The 16,207-nt window shown below is 44.2% G+C and carries 13 protein-coding genes; 11 read left to right on the plus strand and 2 right to left on the minus strand.

All coding sequences use genetic code 11. The features are described from left to right. Positions 1 to 245: 245 nt before the first annotated feature. On the minus strand, positions 246 to 1,937 hold the full coding sequence (locus tag F0364_RS09780; RefSeq protein ID WP_153797592.1) for a DUF4836 family protein: 1,692 nt from the start codon (positions 1,935 to 1,937) through the stop codon (positions 246 to 248). Between the two features lie 436 nt (positions 1,938 to 2,373). Beyond that, positions 2,374 to 5,313: a serine hydrolase domain-containing protein gene (locus F0364_RS09785; protein ID WP_153797593.1), complete on the minus strand. Its 2,940-nt coding sequence runs from the start codon at positions 5,311 to 5,313 to the stop codon at positions 2,374 to 2,376. Between the two features lie 163 nt (positions 5,314 to 5,476). Between F0364_RS09785 and F0364_RS09790 the strand changes: the two genes are divergently transcribed. From F0364_RS09790 to metH, 11 genes are all read left to right on the plus strand, one after another. Beyond that, the gene (locus tag F0364_RS09790; protein ID WP_153797594.1) at positions 5,477 to 6,133 is read left to right on the plus strand and encodes a LysE family translocator; all 657 of its coding nucleotides are present in this window, start codon (positions 5,477 to 5,479) and stop codon (positions 6,131 to 6,133) included. A gap of 261 nt (positions 6,134 to 6,394) precedes the next feature. Continuing rightward, positions 6,395 to 6,961, plus strand: a complete 567-nt coding sequence (locus F0364_RS09795; protein WP_153797595.1) for a hypothetical protein — start codon at positions 6,395 to 6,397, stop codon at positions 6,959 to 6,961. 259 nt (positions 6,962 to 7,220) lie between these two features. Beyond that, the gene (gene mtgA, locus F0364_RS09800) at positions 7,221 to 7,958 is read left to right on the plus strand and encodes a monofunctional biosynthetic peptidoglycan transglycosylase (protein ID WP_153797596.1); all 738 of its coding nucleotides are present in this window, start codon (positions 7,221 to 7,223) and stop codon (positions 7,956 to 7,958) included. A gap of 66 nt (positions 7,959 to 8,024) precedes the next feature. Continuing rightward, positions 8,025 to 8,642: a recombination mediator RecR gene (gene recR / locus F0364_RS09805; RefSeq protein WP_153797597.1), complete on the plus strand. Its 618-nt coding sequence runs from the start codon at positions 8,025 to 8,027 to the stop codon at positions 8,640 to 8,642. A 398-nt stretch (positions 8,643 to 9,040) separates the two neighbouring features. Continuing rightward, positions 9,041 to 9,445, plus strand: coding sequence for an OB-fold protein (locus F0364_RS09810; RefSeq protein WP_207632597.1), 405 nt, complete (start codon positions 9,041 to 9,043; stop codon positions 9,443 to 9,445). A gap of 13 nt (positions 9,446 to 9,458) precedes the next feature. After that, the gene (locus tag F0364_RS09815; RefSeq protein ID WP_153797599.1) at positions 9,459 to 9,833 is read left to right on the plus strand and encodes a c-type cytochrome; all 375 of its coding nucleotides are present in this window, start codon (positions 9,459 to 9,461) and stop codon (positions 9,831 to 9,833) included. A gap of 16 nt (positions 9,834 to 9,849) precedes the next feature. After that, positions 9,850 to 10,398: a YceI family protein gene (locus F0364_RS09820; protein ID WP_153797600.1), complete on the plus strand. Its 549-nt coding sequence runs from the start codon at positions 9,850 to 9,852 to the stop codon at positions 10,396 to 10,398. Positions 10,399 to 10,442: 44 nt separating this feature from the next. After that, complete coding sequence (locus tag F0364_RS09825) at positions 10,443 to 11,348, plus strand: DUF5777 family beta-barrel protein (RefSeq protein ID WP_153797601.1); 906 nt, start codon at positions 10,443 to 10,445, stop codon at positions 11,346 to 11,348. A 533-nt stretch (positions 11,349 to 11,881) separates the two neighbouring features. Further along, positions 11,882 to 12,895, plus strand: a complete 1,014-nt coding sequence (locus tag F0364_RS09830; RefSeq protein ID WP_153797602.1) for a homocysteine S-methyltransferase family protein — start codon at positions 11,882 to 11,884, stop codon at positions 12,893 to 12,895. 124 nt (positions 12,896 to 13,019) lie between these two features. Continuing rightward, positions 13,020 to 13,484 (plus strand): ORF6N domain-containing protein, encoded by a 465-nt coding sequence (locus F0364_RS09835; RefSeq protein ID WP_153797603.1) that lies wholly within the window; start codon positions 13,020 to 13,022, stop codon positions 13,482 to 13,484. Positions 13,485 to 13,507: 23 nt separating this feature from the next. Continuing rightward, positions 13,508 to 16,189, plus strand: a complete 2,682-nt coding sequence (gene metH, locus F0364_RS09840; RefSeq protein WP_153797604.1) for a methionine synthase — start codon at positions 13,508 to 13,510, stop codon at positions 16,187 to 16,189. Positions 16,190 to 16,207 lie beyond the last annotated feature (18 nt).

A 16,207-nucleotide genomic window follows, 5' to 3' on the forward strand; every position in this document is an offset into this window, starting at 1 on the left:
TGCGGCATTTCATGGCATCGTTCCTTGCGTCGCAAACCGACGAAGGAGGTTCGCCAGCGCCAAAATAAAATAACAAAGCTGGCTGGCAATCCGTTCATCTGTATATCAATGGGCGTCGTCCCGTTTCCGGCAATGTCAGCAAAGCAATTGGCAAATAACCGTATTTACTGCCGGCAAAGAATGAAAATAGGTATAAGCTCAGGAAAAAGAAAAAGTCCCGCTGGCGGGACTTTGTTAAATTTTTATTACTCAGCCGCCGGAGGGGGTGGCGGAACAAGAGACGAATCAGGCACAATAACCGGGGGTTCTATGCCATCCGTCTTCATGTGCTTTTTGGCAACTTTCGCCACTTCAGTAAAGAATTCGGCCAGCGCAGCCAGGCTGTTCTTTTTTTCGTCCACCATTCTTATTTCAACAAGGCTGGCAGAAACTTTGTCGCTAACATGCTCCGATGTTGCTTTAACATCTTTAAAAGTAGCTTTTGCCTTATCCAGTACTGCTTTACCATCTTCGCCCATTGCAGAATCAACAGGAACACCTTGCAGAATGCGGGCTATATCAAAATACATGTTCATGTATTTGCCACTGCCAGATTTAACATCATCCGGTAAAGTAGCTTTGCCGCTTCCCGCTTTGTATTGTTGCAGCAGGGTGCTGTCTGTTGAATAAATAATGTTTTTGTCATCAATAGACAGTGCTACGCCGGGAGGCACACCTTTTAACGCGTAACCGTTGCCTGTTTTTTCTACCATGCCTTTTCCGGCAAAAGCATTCATCACTTTTTCAAAAGAAGCTTTATCGCCCACTTTGGTGTTGAAAATTACTTTTACTTCCGGCTCTTTAGATTTAGCTGCCGGGTAGTAAGGGTTTTCTTTCTCAACAACGGAAAAGTCTGAAACAATCACCGCAAAATCGCCTTTGATGGCTTTTGTAATATCCTCGGCGGTAATACCTAACTGGCCGAGAAACTGGTTAGCCTGGCCTTCAAAACCGGAAAACTTGAGTATGTCTGCCAGTATGCCCATGTCGAAAGAGAAAGCCATAAAACCGTCAATGGCGTTGGATGGGTACTTTGTTACCATATCCATGTCCACGGTTTTGTTTTCGTGTTTCTTTAAAATTTCTTCCAGCGCTTTGCTGTTGTAAGCTTTGCCCGCGCCGACTATTTTACCATCTTCAAAATTAAAAGTGCTTGCCTGGTAATATTCTTTCAATAAATCGGCGGCTTTGGTCATGCCAATCATCGGCACTGTTTCAATAACAGATGAGTAATTAGACCACATGGTTGCATCCGCTTTTTCTTTTGCCAGCTCCCTGTACTCCGCAATAGCGGCTACGGATTCTGCTTCCTTCAGTTCGTACAGTTTTGTTAGCTGCAACTGGGATAGTGTGCCTTCACCTGTAGAATAAGTGCCCGGGGAATCTTTGCCGCCAGTTACCGCTGAAATGATGATTACATCACTGTTCCAGCCGGCAACAAAATCATCACCCAGGGCTGCATAAGAATATTTAGCGTCTTTTTTTATGGTAGCCTGTGGTGCATGCTTTTTTACGAAAGCTTCAAATTTTGATGCATCGGCAGTTATACCTATCAATGCGAAAGAAACGGTTTGGCCGCCCATCATAGAGCCGCCGGTTTTAACAAAGGCATACAGATCTTCCTTAAAGTCAATACCTGCATCTTTTATATCTGTAGCCATGTTTTTAAACTTAGACAGGCTGGAATCGTTCAGCCCTTCTGTAGGGAAGGCGAGTACAGAATCAAGTTTAAAGTTGCTTTTAGCCAGCTTTTCCGCAAGGTTGCGTGGGCTTAACGAAATAACGTAAGTGGCATCTTTTGGTATGAATTTGGCCTGTTTGGGCACTGATTTTTTACAGGATGCGAATACTGCCGCCACTATAACCAGCAGGAGCAGTGTTTTTAAGGATAACTTCATAAATGTTGATTGTAGTTCTTTGAATGAAAGGCGAAAGTAATTTTTTAGTTTAAAAGCTGCGTCATTTATCTATAAAAGGCAAATTTCGGTTAGGATTAGGCGGGTTTTTCATGTGGTGAAGTGTTGGTGCGTACCATACGTTGTTTAAGCGGCTGCCGCCAAACTGTTTCGACGGAACACAAACTCCACCAAATTCAATAACAGACCAGTAACCTGCAACTTGTAACCAGTAACCGTTTACACTTCAACAGACCGGTAACCTGCAACCGGTAACCGGTAACTGTCTTTCGGGTGAGGGATTGAAGCGGATACCCCGGTGAGGCCATTGCAGCAGGGCTTCTGTGCCGGAGTATGAGCGGAAAGCCCGACCCCTTGCGATAGCTTGGGGGCACCCCCAAAAAACCTAACAGCGCATGCTGTAGCTGTGTTTAAAAATCTAATTTAAAGTTTGCGTTATCAACTGATCGGTTGTAAGAAAAGACCGGTAAATGGCATCCTGTATATTGGAGCGTACGTTTAAACGGCCAAGGCGCAGGTTATCGCCGCCGGTTGGGTAAACGCGGTTGGAAAGAAATATGTACAACAGGTTGTAACGGGGGTCTGCCCAAACGCAGGTGCCTGTGAACCCTGTATGGCCAAAAGTTTGCGGGGATACAAAGCTGGCGGGATAATGGTCTTTGCGGGTGGCGTTGTCTTTTTCCGGCTTATCGAAGCCCAGGCCGCGGCGGCTGATGTTGCTGTGGTAACCGGTAAAGAAATCAATGGTTTCTTTTTTCAGCAGCCTTATGCCGTTAAGCGCTCCGCCATTTAGCAGTAACTGGTAAAGCTGGGCAAGGTCGTAAGCATTGCTGAAAAGGCCGGCATGACCGGCAATGCCCCCGAACATGGCCGCCCCGGGGTCGTGTACATAACCCTGTATCTGCTGCAGCCTGAAGTATTTTTCCCTTTCTGTTGGGGCTATGTTGCTGGCTGGTATATGCTGCAAAGGGTTAAAAGTGGTGCTGGCCATGCGCAGTGGCTGGTAGAAGGTTTCCCTGGTGTAAGCGGCAAGGCTTTTGCCGGTTACCTGTTCAACAATTTTACCCAGGAAGATGAAGTCGTTATCGCTGTAAATATATTTTTCTTCGGCAAGCACAGGGCTTTGAAGTATGCGCTGGTAAATAGTATCCTGCCAGGCATTGCGCATATACATTTGTTGCGCAACGGGAATTGAAAAACTGTCGGTTGCGGTAGAATCGTAGAAGCCGGGCTTAGGTATGCCGCTTACTTCAATGGTTTCTTTATAAAAGGGTATGAAAGCAACCAGGCCCGCCTGGTGCAACAGTATGTTTTTTAACAGCAGGTTTTGTTTATTGGTGCCGCGTACCCACGGCAGGTAATCGCCAAGTGTTTTGTTGATGTCTAATTTACCTTCCTCATACAGCTTCATTACACTAACCGTGGTTGCGCTTATTTTGGTAACACTGGCAAGATCGTACAGGGTAGAGAGAGAAATTGGCTGCAGGCTGTCGTAAGTCATGTAGCCGTAAGCTTTTTCAAAAACAACCTTACCATCTTTAGCTACCAGCACCACGCAGCCCGGGGTAGCCCTTTCAAAAATGGCATTGTTGGCAATTGAATCTATAACGGCAAGTTTAGCCGCATCCATACCAACGTTTGCCGGTTGTGTATAAGGAAAGTAATAGTTGTACGCAATGCCGGCGCCAAACTTAAGATTACCGCAAACTGTAACCGGTAATTTGCCTAAAGCACTCAGCTTGCCGGTTAGTACATCAAAAGCCGCCTGGTGAACAATGGCGTCATCTTCGTAACAGGCAAACAAATTAGGCGCTTCACAAAAATTACTGATGGCGTAAGGGTTACCAAAGGCAAGCACTACGCTGCCCTTTTGCTGCTGCAGCCCGTTTATCAATTGCTTTGCCGCAGCACTAATGCCGTAGTTATTGGCAGGCCGCCTGCTGTAGGCGTGAACTCCTGTAACAATAACATCGTATTTGCCTGTAACGGCGCTTAAAATTTGTTGTGCCCTGTCGCTGCCATCTTTGTAGTCGCACAGGTATATATCTGCATTGAAAGTATTTTTTATCAGGCTGGCAAAACTGTTGGCCAGGCTTAGCCCAACACCAACAAAGGCAACCTTTTTAGTTTTGGTTAAAGGAACAATGGTTTTGTCTGCATTGCTTAACAGCGTAATGGCATTATTGGCCAGTTGGGTTTTTATGTTAATGGTTTGGCTGTTCAGTTCTTCTGTAAGCCCCTTTGTTTCCACGTATTGTTTGTTATGTAAGCCAAGGCTATACTTGTAAAGCAATACCTTTTTTACCCTTGCATCAATATCATCCCATTGCAGCCTGCCTGCTTTTATGGCCTGCTTTACCAGTTTTAGGCTGCCTTCAATATCATCGGGCAGGCACAGCATATCGTTACCGGCAATTAAAGACTGCAGCGAAATTTGCCCGCCGGGGTAAAATTTGGTAACGCCCTTCATCTCCAGCGCATCGGTAAAAGTAAGGCCCTTAAAACCCAGCTCATCCTTTAGTAAGCCTGTTACATTTTTCTGCGAAATAGAGGTTGCCAGGTTTTGCGTAGTATCAATAACCGTAACATACAGGTGCGCATTCATAACGCTGCCCACGCCGGCTTTAATTAGCTCAACAAACGGGTATAATTCCAGCGAATCCAGTTGGGCCCTTGATTTATTGATCACCGGCAAATCAAAATGAGAATCCACGGCTACATCGCCATGGCCGGGAAAATGTTTGGCACAGGCCAGCACGCCCTGCTCCTGTAAGCCCTTCATATACTCAACGCCGAATAATGCTACTTTGTATTTGTCTTCACCAAAACTCCTGTCGTTGATTACAGGGTTGGCAGGATTGTTATTTACATCTACATCCGGCGCAAAATTTACATGAATGCCCAATCTTTTGCACTGGGCGCCTACAGCTTTGCCAAACTCATATACCAATTGCGCATCCTGTACGGCGCCCATCATCAATTGGCGCGGAAAGCTTATTACACTATCCAGCCGCATGCCCAGGCCCCACTCCCCATCAATGGTAATCATTAGCGGAACCTTAGAAATGCCCTGGTAAAAATTGGTAAGGTTGGCCTGCCGTACCGGCCCGCCCTGGAAGAAACACAAACCGCCAACATGGTATTTTTTGATAAGCCGCGTAACTTTTTTAACATGGTCATCGCCCAGGTTGCTATGGGCACGGATAATCATTAACTGGGCAATTTTTTGGTTTTTATTCAGCGTATTAAATACACTGTCAACCCAGGCAACCGCTTCAGGTGTTTGTTTTACAAAAGGCTGAGAAAACAGCAAAGCGCTTAATCCGCAACAAATAAGAAGGCCAAACAATTTTTTCATCAGGTTCTGTTTAATCAAAACACAAGTTATGGATTAATGGAATTGAGAATGCAGTATTAGCTATGGAACCGCTGTAGATGCAGGGTGTTTTAACATGTTGGCCATGCGGTCAAACAATATATTTTCGTTTATCTTGCAAAACATTCACCATTAAAAGCAAAGAATGGTTGCTGCAATTATAAAAGGGCTTACACTGGGTATATTGCTGGGCATTTCTGTTGGGCCTGTTATATTTTCCATTATCAAACAAAGCATTAATAATGGGCATAAGGGTGGCTACATTTTTATAAGCGGGGTTGCCGCCAGCGATATTGCGGTAATACTTATTGCCAACCTGTTTACATCGCTTTTTCAATCCATTATGGATCATGAAAAAGTGATTGGTATATCGGGCAGCATTTTTCTGGTAGCGCTTGGCGTGTACTATTTTTTCTTTAAAAAGGCTGAGGTGAGCGATGAAGGCAGGAGTTTGGTAAAAACCTTTCGCAAGAGAGACATGGCCGGCATATTTGCATCCGGCTTTTTAATGAATGCCCTTAACCCCGGCGCCCTGGTTTTTTGGCTGGCAGCCTCTGCCACCATTATGGCCGACTCAAAAACGGAACAGTTCCCCAACCGTTACAGGTTTATCGTGTTTGCCACCTGCATACTGTTTAACATTGGCGCAGACATATTAAAGGTTTTGCTGGCCAACAAAATAAGGCCCAAATTAACTGTTCACAATATCCATATCATCAACAGAATTTCCGGGTTAATCTTCATTGGTTTTGGTATCGCCCTGGCCTGGGGCATTATTAATTATGTTGATAAAATGCATTGATACCTGCATCGCATGTATTTTTTATGGTACCGGCGATAGTATTTTATGGGAGCATCGTTGCGTCGCAATCCTTTCATCGTTCTGTTCTCTGGGCGGTATTTAAGCGGGTATTAATTTAAACCGCCTCCGGCGGTTAATGCTGCATAATCACTCTGGCCAACCTGCCCCTGCAAATTATAGCACCGGGTCACTTCTTCAATTGCAGCTTTTTAACTTGTCCTTTAAACAATCCCGCTTAGTTTTAGCACAACAAAACATCTGATGCAAAAACCGCTGCTGCTCTCATTCTTCATTCTTTTGTTTTCAACCGTATATGCGCAGGAAGATTTTGTGATCCTGAAAAAAAAGAACAAGACGATTAAAAACTATATGTCTGGCTCTTACATAGAGTTCCAGCTAAATAACTATCAGTGGATGGGTGGCTATATTAAGGCCATCAGGAATGATTCTTTGCTTATACAGATGATGGCGGTAAGAAAGCTGGGCACCATTTGGGGTAACTATGTGGAAGATACCAGTTGGATGAACGTTTTTCCTGTGCATATTAACGAGATTATCGCCGTGCCCAAACAGTCGCAATCAGCGGAAATATTTACCAATGGTACGCTGCTGCAGGTGGGCAGCGCCGGTTATATGGCGTTAAATATTATCAACGGGCTTTCTAAAAATGAAGAAGTGTTCAGCGGTAACAACCTGCGTAACCTGGGTATAGCCGCCGGCGTTTTTGGGATAGGCACGTTGCTGCACCTTACGCATCCCTCCGTATGGAAGCTGGGAAAAAAATACCGGCTGCAGTACATTAAGCTTAACGAAGCCCCTAAATCGTAAGGCAGTAGCAGAAGCTGCCGTTATGTTGATGGGCGCAAAAAGTCAAACCCTATACTGCGGGCAAGCTGCCACAAAGAACCGGAAGATGAAAGTAGTGCGACGCAATCCCGAAGTTTCGGGACGACGCAATCCCGAAGTTTCGGGACTATGCAAAACCAAAGCTGGTCACCAAAAAATTCCCGATGTTTTCCGTCTTCTTTGACTTTGTAATTTCCCTGTCTTTCCGGACTTAACCGACTTTCTTTATCTTGCCGGCCAGATGGCAAAGAAGCAATCAAAATCTTTATTCAGGCGTGTTTTTCGTAAATGTGTTCGTGTATTTATCATATTGTTTATTTTATCTAATGTGTATTTAATCATGTGCAAGTGGGTAATGCCGCCCATAACACTAACACAGTTTTTTAACCTGTTTGGCTATGGCCTTAAAAGGGATTATGTAAGCTGGGACGAACTATCGCCCAATATAAAACTGGCAGCCATGGCGGGTGAAGACCAGTTGTTTCCCGACCATGACGGGTTTGACTGGAAAGCTTTGGAGAAAAGCCTGGCAGATAACCCCAAAAAGAAAAACAAGAAGCGTGGCGCCGGCGCCAGTACTATTAGCCAGCAAACTGCCAAGAATGTTTTTTTGTGGCAGGGCAACGGAATTCTACGGTACATTAGAAAAGTGCCGGAATTCTACTACACTAAGATGATTGAATGGATATGGGGTAAGCAACGCATACTGGAAGTGTACTTAAATACTATTGAAATGGGCCCGGGAATATTTGGCGCCGAAGCCGCTGCGCAAACCTATTTTGGCAAACCTGCAACCCAATTAAGCAGGGCTGAAGCAGCCATGATTATAGCTTGCCTGCCCAACCCCAAAGTGTATACTGTTAAGCCTGTAAGCAGGTTTGTGCGCTGGAAGCACCAATGGATATTGAGGCAGATGAATAACCTTGCGGATGATCCCGATATACTTGCCTTAACCCGGCAAACAACAGAAACCCGCTAACCCCGTAACCATTGCCAGCTTGTTGGCCTTACCTTTGTTCAATTCATAAATAATATAAAGCAACGGATGCAGTTACCTTCTAACTTACTTGAAAACGCGGTTAACGAGTTTGCGAAACTGCCGGGCATAGGAAAAAAAACTGCCTTGCGTATGGTGCTGCATTTGCTGAAGCAGGATGTAAATGATGTTACCCACTTTAGTGAAACCATTGCTAAAATGCGCAGCGAAATAAAATTCTGCCAGCGTTGCTTTAATGTCAGCGATGGCGATATATGTTCTATTTGCGCCAATGCATTCCGGCATCAGCGGCTGATATGTGTTGTGGAAAACATACGTGATGTAATAGCGGTGGAAAGCACACAGCAATTTAACGGAACTTATCATGTGCTGGGCGGGATAATTTCCCCACTGGATGGCATCGGGCCCGGCCAGCTTTCTATTGAGCCACTTGTAAGCCGTGTTGAAAAAGAACAGACAGAAGAGATTATTTTTGCCTTAAGCCCAAATATACAGGGCGATACAACCATCTATTATATCCAGAAGAAAATACAACATCTGCCCTGCAAAATAACCACCATTGCAAGGGGTATAGCATTTGGCGGCGAGCTTGAGTATGCCGATGAAATGACACTTGCCAGAAGCCTTGCCAACCGCTTGCCTGTACAACAATATGTAAAGGCGTAACCATCATCGTACACAAGCCCTGCACTTTATTTTTTCATTTCTAAAGCAACCCCGTTTTATTGTTTGCCGTATCCTATAGCTGAAACAGTTAACTGCGGCAACAGTTGCATGCAATACATGTGGCAGCAGGTTAAATGGTTGTAAGTGTACTATCACCGGTATTGGTGATATGAACTTTAATGGATGATGTATAATCTTACATGCCGTTAATGTTTTTGCAACCGCTTAATGCCCGCTGTGCCGGTTTGATAAAGACTAATTTATTTAAGCCGGTAAAATCAACTATCGCTTAGAGAAGCGTTTAACCAAACACGTATCCTCCAAAAAAATGTAATGCCTATGCCTTATGGCATGCCGTTATGCATGCCCAAGGCGAAGCTTTGCATAAAACAATAACAATGAAGAAACGTAAAATTTTAACGGCACTGGGGGTTGTAATAATTGCGGGTGCGGCCTACGCCTTTTACATGTGGAATAAACCAAGACGTGATGTGCGTGATGAAGAAGGCATAAAAATTACAGCTACGGCCATTTATGAGGCTTTTAGTACGGATGAAGCAAAGGCCAATACGCTATACCTCAACAAAGCCATACAGGTAACCGGCGAAGTGCAGGAAGTTAAAAAAAACGATGCGGGCCAAACAGTAGTTTACTTAAAAACCAATGACCCTTTATACGGTGTTAACTGCACATTTAAAGAAAACCCAGGCACACTGGCAAACGGCAGCACTATCACATTCAAGGGTATTTGTACGGGATTTTTAAGTGATGTTATCATTAACGAAGGTGTAATTGTTCAATAAAGCATAAAGAAACATGAAAAAAAGAATCGTATTTCTCATTCTTCCACTGGGCTTATTAATCACTTTGCTAAACAGTAGCTGTACTAATAGTAAACCGGAAGTAGTGCCGCCATCATGCGATACTGCTACTGTAAGGCTAAGTGTTGAAATAGATGCCATCTTATCATCTAACTGCCTGGGTTGCCATGGGGGTACCGCATCGGGTGGGGCAGGCATACAGCTTGAAAACTATACCACCATAAGAACCCTGGCATTAAATGGCACTTTGCTTTCGGCCATTACGCATACCGGCAGCGCAACGCCTATGCCATTTGGCGGTGGCAAACTTTCAGATTGCGACATCAACAAATTCAGGGCATGGATTAACAGGGGCGCTCAAAACAACTAATTAAAAATTCCTGCACATGAAAAAAATACAATTGCTATTTATACTGCTGCTGTCATTACAAACCGCGTTTTCCCAACTTTATATTACCCGTAATGGCCTTATCAGCTTTTATTCTCATACAGCACTGGAAGATATTAACGCCAGCAACAACGAAGTTGCCAGTGTGTTAAACAGTGCCACCGGAGACTTTGAGTTTAAAGTGGCCATCAAGAGTTTCCACTTTAAAAAAACAGCTATGGAAGAGCATTTCAATAACGCCTCTTACATGGATTCAGAGAAATACCCTAGAGCAGGTTTTAAAGGTAAGGTTACCAATATTTCAACTGTGGATTTTTCGAAAGATGGCGTGTACAAAGTTACCGTAGAGGGCAACCTTACCATTAAGGATGTAACAAAGCCTGTTACTGTAAATGGCAGTATAACTGTTAAGTCCGGAGCTGTTTCCGCCGATGCGGTGTTTAACGTGTTACGTAAAGACTACAATATATTGGGCGAATCTTTTGTACAGAAAAAAATTGCAGAGCAAATACAGGTAACCATTAAATGCAGCTACGATAAGCGGTAGCATTTATTGGCCGGCACACTAATATACTATCAAATTTTACCAATATGAAGCTGTTTATAAGCACACTTGTTTTTTCTTTTCTTATTTTTTCCCAGGCGTTGGCACAGGATGTAGACCTGGATAAAATGCTGGACGAAACCACGCAGAAAAAAGACACTTCTGTAAAGCTTACCGATGATACTTTTCTATCCACCAGGTTGATTGATGGGCATACCGTAGAAACCACACAGGCCGGTGTTTTAGACTTCAGGATATCTCATCGTTTTGGCACATTAAACCAGGGCATTTACGACTTGTTCGGTTTAGACAATGCCTCCATGCGCATGAGTTTTGATTATGGATTTACTGACAGGTTTACCGCCGGCCTGGGCCGCAGCACTTTTGAAAAGCAATACGATGGGTTTGTAAAGTATCGTTTACTGCACCAGTCAGAGGGCAAAAAAAGCATGCCTCTTTCTGTTACGCTGGTAGCGTCAATGATCATCAAAACACTCAAAGACCAGGAAGGTGTAAAGTCTAAAAATACTGACCGCTACTACTATGCCTACCAGGTGTTGCTTGCCAGGAAGTTCAGCGAAGCTTTTTCGTTGCAATTGATGCCAACCATGATTCATTACAACATGGTACCCGCGGCTAACCTTAACAACAATTTCTTTTCTGTTGGCGCCGGTACACGCATTAAACTAAGCAAACGTTTCAGTCTTAATGCGGAGTATTATTACCAGTTACCCGGCAATAAGATTGAAGGCGCCTACAATGCGCTGTCCATAGGGTTTGACATTGTTACCGCAGGCCACGTTTTCCAGTTGCATTTTACCAACTCCACGGGTATGACGGAACGTACTGTTATTACCGAAACCACCGGCCGCTGGGGCAAAGGCGATATCCACTTTGGGTTTAACGTATCAAGGGTGTTTACCATTAAAAAGCCAAAGCCTGCGGCTTTGTAAAAAGCAAAGACAATTATGATCCCGGCAGCATTGCTGCTATGAGGCTTTGGTTGTGTCACTCACTTGTACGCCTTGTACGCTACTCAGCATTGTGCGGCAGGTTGTAACAGGTCAATGTTCCTGGCTCAAAGTCTAATGAGTTCGGATTGTGAGGAATGCCCCATTGGCACGCTGCCGGCCAGTCAAAACGCGATGCCCACTGCCGCATAGAGAACAGAACGTACAAGAGTGCGACGCAACGATGCCTCATACATGTTCCTTCTGCCCGGCCCATACCTATTCTTTTTCTTATAAACCGTGCCACGGCACGGTTTATTGTAGTTTCAATCAATTCCACTACTTTTGCAGCCACAGGCGGATTTGTTTATTGTTCAGCCTGTTAAAAATCTGAACTAATAAACGTTAAAGAAACCACCCACCCGTTTCTCCTCACGTTGTATTAATTCAGAATATTTATGAAGCCCGCCTTAAGCAGTAACGGCCGTTATGCAATTAGGTCATGCGGGTTAATGTTAACGCATAAAGTTTTTGGCATGAAAACCATACAGCAATGTTTACAGGAACGTATACTTATTATTGATGGCGCTATGGGCACCATGATACAGCGGCATAAACTTACAGAAGCAGATTACCGCGGCGAAAGGTTTAAAGACTGGCACTCTGATGTAAAAGGAAATAACGACCTGCTTTGCATTACCCAGCCGCATATTATTACGGGCATACATAAAGAATACCTGGAAGCCGGCGCCGATATTATTGAAACAAATACTTTCAGCAGCACCACTATTGCAATGGCGGATTATGATATGCAAAGCCTGGCTTTCGAATTGAATGTGGCCGCTGCCAAATGTGCAAGGGCCGCGGCAGATGAATACACCGCTAAAAACCCGGATAAGCCAAGGTTTGTTGCCGGTGCTATAGGCCCGCTGAATAAAACACTCAGTTTATCTCCTGATGTAAATAACCCTGGCTTTCGTTCTGTAACTTTTGATGAAGTTGTTGACGCCTATTATGAACAGGTAAAAGGCCTGCACGAAGGCGGGGTGGATATACTGCTGGTAGAAACTATTTTTGATACGCTGAATGCCAAAGGCGCTATTTATGCCGTTAAAAAGTATTTCCGGGATATTAAGCAAAAGGAGTTGCCTGTTATGATTAGCGGCACCATTACAGATGCCAGTGGCAGAACGCTTAGCGGACAAACGCTGGAGGCCTTTTATATTTCTGTTAAGCATGCACGGCCATTAAGCATTGGCCTTAACTGTGCCCTTGGCGCCCAGGAAATGAGGGGCCACATTGAAGAATTGTCGCAGATAGCGCAGTGCTATACGTCGGCATATCCTAATGCCGGCTTGCCCAACGCAATGGGTGAGTATGATGAACAGCCTGAACAAACAGCGCATTTTATAGAGGAATGGGCAGAACAAGGTTTTGTAAACATTGTCGGCGGCTGCTGCGGCACCACGCCAGACCATATTAAACACATAGCAGAGCATGTACAGAATTGCAAGCCCAGAGTGTTGCCTGTGCTGGAGGAGGTGCTGTAGGGTGCAGTTACTGTTATTTAGGGTTATTTTTATTATATAAATCCATTCTTATGAAAGCAAAACTTGCTACAGCAAATGATGCGGCTATCGTTGATAAAATTTATATGCTCCGCCCCAAAAAATTATGTTGGATAGAGATTTGGCTGAAATGTACGGTGTAGAGGTTAGGGCACTGAATCAGTCTGTGAAAAGAAATCTTGAACGTTTTCCGGAAGATTTTATGTTCCAGCTTACTGATAAGGAATTTCAGTTTTTGATATCACAATCTGTGATATCAAAAAAACAAGGTAGAGGCGGTATTAGAAAGTTGCCGTATGCATTTACGGAGCAAGGTGTTGCAATGTTATCATCCGTGCTTCGTTCTGATACGGCAATCCAGGTAAACATTCAAATTATAAGAGTGTTCACCAAAATGAAGCAATTAATACTGGAAAACAAAGAGATACTTCTTCAGATTGAAAAAATAGAAAAGAAACTGACAGACCATGACGAAGATTTAAAAGCTATCTTTTCTATCCTGAAAAAGCTGATCAACAAACCTGAAAGAAAGCGTAATCCGATAGGGTTTCCATATTCTGGAAAAAAATAGAATGAGATTTTAGAAAATATACAATGAACTCAACAACAATTAAACCTTACCTGCGCTTAAGCGGCCTTGAGCCGCTTATTGTTAGGCCGGAAACCAATTTTGTAAACATTGGTGAACGTACCAATGTAACCGGTTCAAAAAAGTTTGCACGCCTGGTTAAGGAAAACAAATACGAGGAGGCCCTGAGTGTTGCCCGGCAACAGGTGGAAAACGGCGCCCAGGTGCTGGACGTAAACATGGATGATGCCCTGCTGGATGGCGTTAAAGCCATGACCACCTTTTTAAACCTGCTGCAAAGCGAGCCGGATATTGCGAAGATTCCTATCATGATAGACTCTTCCAAGTTTGAAATAATTGAGGCGGGTTTAAAATGCGTACAGGGTAAATGCATAGTAAATTCCATTTCACTTAAGGAAGGAGAAGAGAAATTTATTCAGCAGGCACTCATTTGCCAAAGCTTTGGCGCCGCGGTAATTGTTATGGCTTTTGATGAAAACGGCCAGGCAGATACGCTGCAAAAGCGTGTTGACATCAGCCAACGTGCTTTGCGAATATTAACTGATGTAGTTGGCTATGACGAGGAAGACATCATTTTTGACCTGAACATTTTTGCTGTAGCCACCGGCCTGGAAGAGCATAATAACTACGGCGTGGATTTTATAGAGGCTACCCGTATCATAAAACAAAAACACCCGCTGGTAAAAATAAGCGGGGGTGTAAGTAACCTCTCTTTTTCTTTCAGGGGCAATGAGCATGTAAGAGAAGCAATGCACTCTGTATTCCTGTACCATGCTATTAAAGCAGGAATGGATATGGGTATAGTAAATGCAGGACAGTTAGTGGTGTATGATGAAATAGAACCGGCATTAAGGAACCTTTGTGAAGATGTAATACTTAACCGGAATAATGATAATAATGAGGCTACCGATAAGCTGATAACTTTTGCTGAAACAGTTAAAAGCAAAGGAAAAGAGGAAAAGAAAGATGATGCGTGGAGAAACACAACGGTGGAAGAAAGGTTGAAGCATGCTTTGGTGAATGGTATTACAGACTTTATTGATACCGATACCGAAGAAGCAAGGCAAAAATACCCCAGGCCCCTTGATGTAATTGAAGGGCCTTTAATGGCGGGCATGAACGTGGTGGGCGATTTGTTCGGGGCCGGTAAAATGTTTTTACCCCAGGTGGTTAAGAGTGCAAGGGTAATGAAAAAAAGTGTGGCATGGTTAACCCCGTTTATTGAAGCTGAAAAAGAAAACAACACATCCAACGCTCCCAAAATATTGCTGGCTACTGTTAAAGGCGATGTACACGATATAGGCAAAAACATAGTAGGGGTGGTATTGGGCTGTAACGGCTACGATATTGTTGATCTGGGTGTAATGGTACCTGCCGATAAAATTCTGGATACTGCCCAAAAGGTAAATGCGGACATTATTGGCCTTAGCGGCCTTATTACACCTTCTCTTGACGAAATGGTGCACGTGGCCCGGGAAATGAAGCGCCGGGGCATGGATAAACCTTTATTGATTGGCGGAGCTACCACTTCCCGTATGCATACGGCGGTGAAAATAGCCCCTGAATACGATAATGGCGTGGTGCACGTGCTGGATGCCAGCCGCAGTGTTACCGTAGCCGGTTCGTTACTCGCCAGCGAACAAAAGAAAGGGTTTCTTAACGGCGTTACTTCCGAATACAATAAGCTTAGGGATGACTTTGGAAAAAAGCAATCCGCTAAACAGTATATAAGCTTTAAAGAAGCACAGGAAAAAGCGGCCATTCCAAACTGGACTGGTTACCAACCGGCAGCGCCTTCTTTTACAGGGGTTAAAGTATTTGATAACCTTGATTTAAGCGAACTAAGGAACTACATAGACTGGGGCCCGTTCTTTATAGCATGGGAACTGGGTGGCCGTTTCCCTCAGTTGCTCGATGATGAAGTGATTGGCAAAGAAGCCCGCAAGTTATATAATGACGCCAATGCCCTGCTGGATACAATTATTTCAGAAAAATGGCTTACCGCTTCTGGTGTTATTGGGTTCTGGCCTGCCGTTAAAACAGGTCCGGATACCATCACAGTAACTTCAGACGATGCTACAACCGTTCAACTGGAGCATTTAAGGCAGCAGGTTAAAAAAGCCGCAAACCAACCCAATTTTTCACTGGCAGACTTTATTGCACCTGTTTCTGCCAACGTGCAGGATTATATCGGCGCTTTTGCAGTTACCATAAAAGGCATTGAACCACACATAAAACGCCTGGAAGCGCAGTTTGACGATTATAACAAAATCATGCTGCAAGCCCTGGCCGACAGGCTGGCCGAGGCTTTTGCTGAACTATTGCATGAGCGTGTACGCAAAATTTATTGGGGATATGCCGGTAACGAGCATCTTAGCAATGAAGAACTAATTAAAGAACAATACCAGGGTATTAGGCCTGCGCCGGGTTATCCCGCCTGCCCGGATCATACCGAAAAGTATAAGCTCTTCAACTTGCTTAATGTTACACAGAATACTGGTATAGAACTTACAGAGTCGCTGGCCATGTACCCTGCCGCTTCTGTTTGCGGCTGGTATTTCAGCCACCCGCAAAGCCAGTATTTCGGCGTAGGTAAAATATCCAAAGACCAGGTGCAGGATTATGCACAACGTAAAGGCTGGACGATGGAGGAAGCAGAAAAATGGCTGAGGCCAAACATGGAGTAACCCGGTTCTTGTACTATG

Source organism: Foetidibacter luteolus (genome assembly GCF_009650435.1).
Classification (GTDB): domain Bacteria; phylum Bacteroidota; class Bacteroidia; order Chitinophagales; family Chitinophagaceae; genus Foetidibacter; species Foetidibacter luteolus.

Bases quoted from the DNA above. Each gene is read 5' to 3' on its own strand.
- F0364_RS09795 (WP_153797595.1), top strand. From the start codon at position 6,395: ATGCAAAAACCGCTGCTGCTCTCATTCTTCATTCTTTTGTTTTCAACC.
- F0364_RS09830 (WP_153797602.1), top strand. From the start codon at position 11,882: ATGAAAACCATACAGCAATGTTTACAGGAACGTATACTTATTATTGAT.
- metH (WP_153797604.1), top strand. From the start codon at position 13,508: ATGAACTCAACAACAATTAAACCTTACCTGCGCTTAAGCGGCCTTGAG.
- F0364_RS09810 (WP_207632597.1), top strand. From the start codon at position 9,041: ATGAAGAAACGTAAAATTTTAACGGCACTGGGGGTTGTAATAATTGCG.
- F0364_RS09790 (WP_153797594.1), top strand. From the start codon at position 5,477: ATGGTTGCTGCAATTATAAAAGGGCTTACACTGGGTATATTGCTGGGC.
- F0364_RS09825 (WP_153797601.1), top strand. From the start codon at position 10,443: ATGAAGCTGTTTATAAGCACACTTGTTTTTTCTTTTCTTATTTTTTCC.
- F0364_RS09780 (WP_153797592.1), bottom strand. From the start codon at position 1,937: ATGAAGTTATCCTTAAAAACACTGCTCCTGCTGGTTATAGTGGCGGCA.
- F0364_RS09815 (WP_153797599.1), top strand. From the start codon at position 9,459: ATGAAAAAAAGAATCGTATTTCTCATTCTTCCACTGGGCTTATTAATC.
- F0364_RS09820 (WP_153797600.1), top strand. From the start codon at position 9,850: ATGAAAAAAATACAATTGCTATTTATACTGCTGCTGTCATTACAAACC.
- recR (WP_153797597.1), top strand. From the start codon at position 8,025: ATGCAGTTACCTTCTAACTTACTTGAAAACGCGGTTAACGAGTTTGCG.
- F0364_RS09835 (WP_153797603.1), top strand. From the start codon at position 13,020: ATGTTGGATAGAGATTTGGCTGAAATGTACGGTGTAGAGGTTAGGGCA.
- F0364_RS09785 (WP_153797593.1), bottom strand. From the start codon at position 5,313: ATGAAAAAATTGTTTGGCCTTCTTATTTGTTGCGGATTAAGCGCTTTG.
- mtgA (WP_153797596.1), top strand. From the start codon at position 7,221: ATGGCAAAGAAGCAATCAAAATCTTTATTCAGGCGTGTTTTTCGTAAA.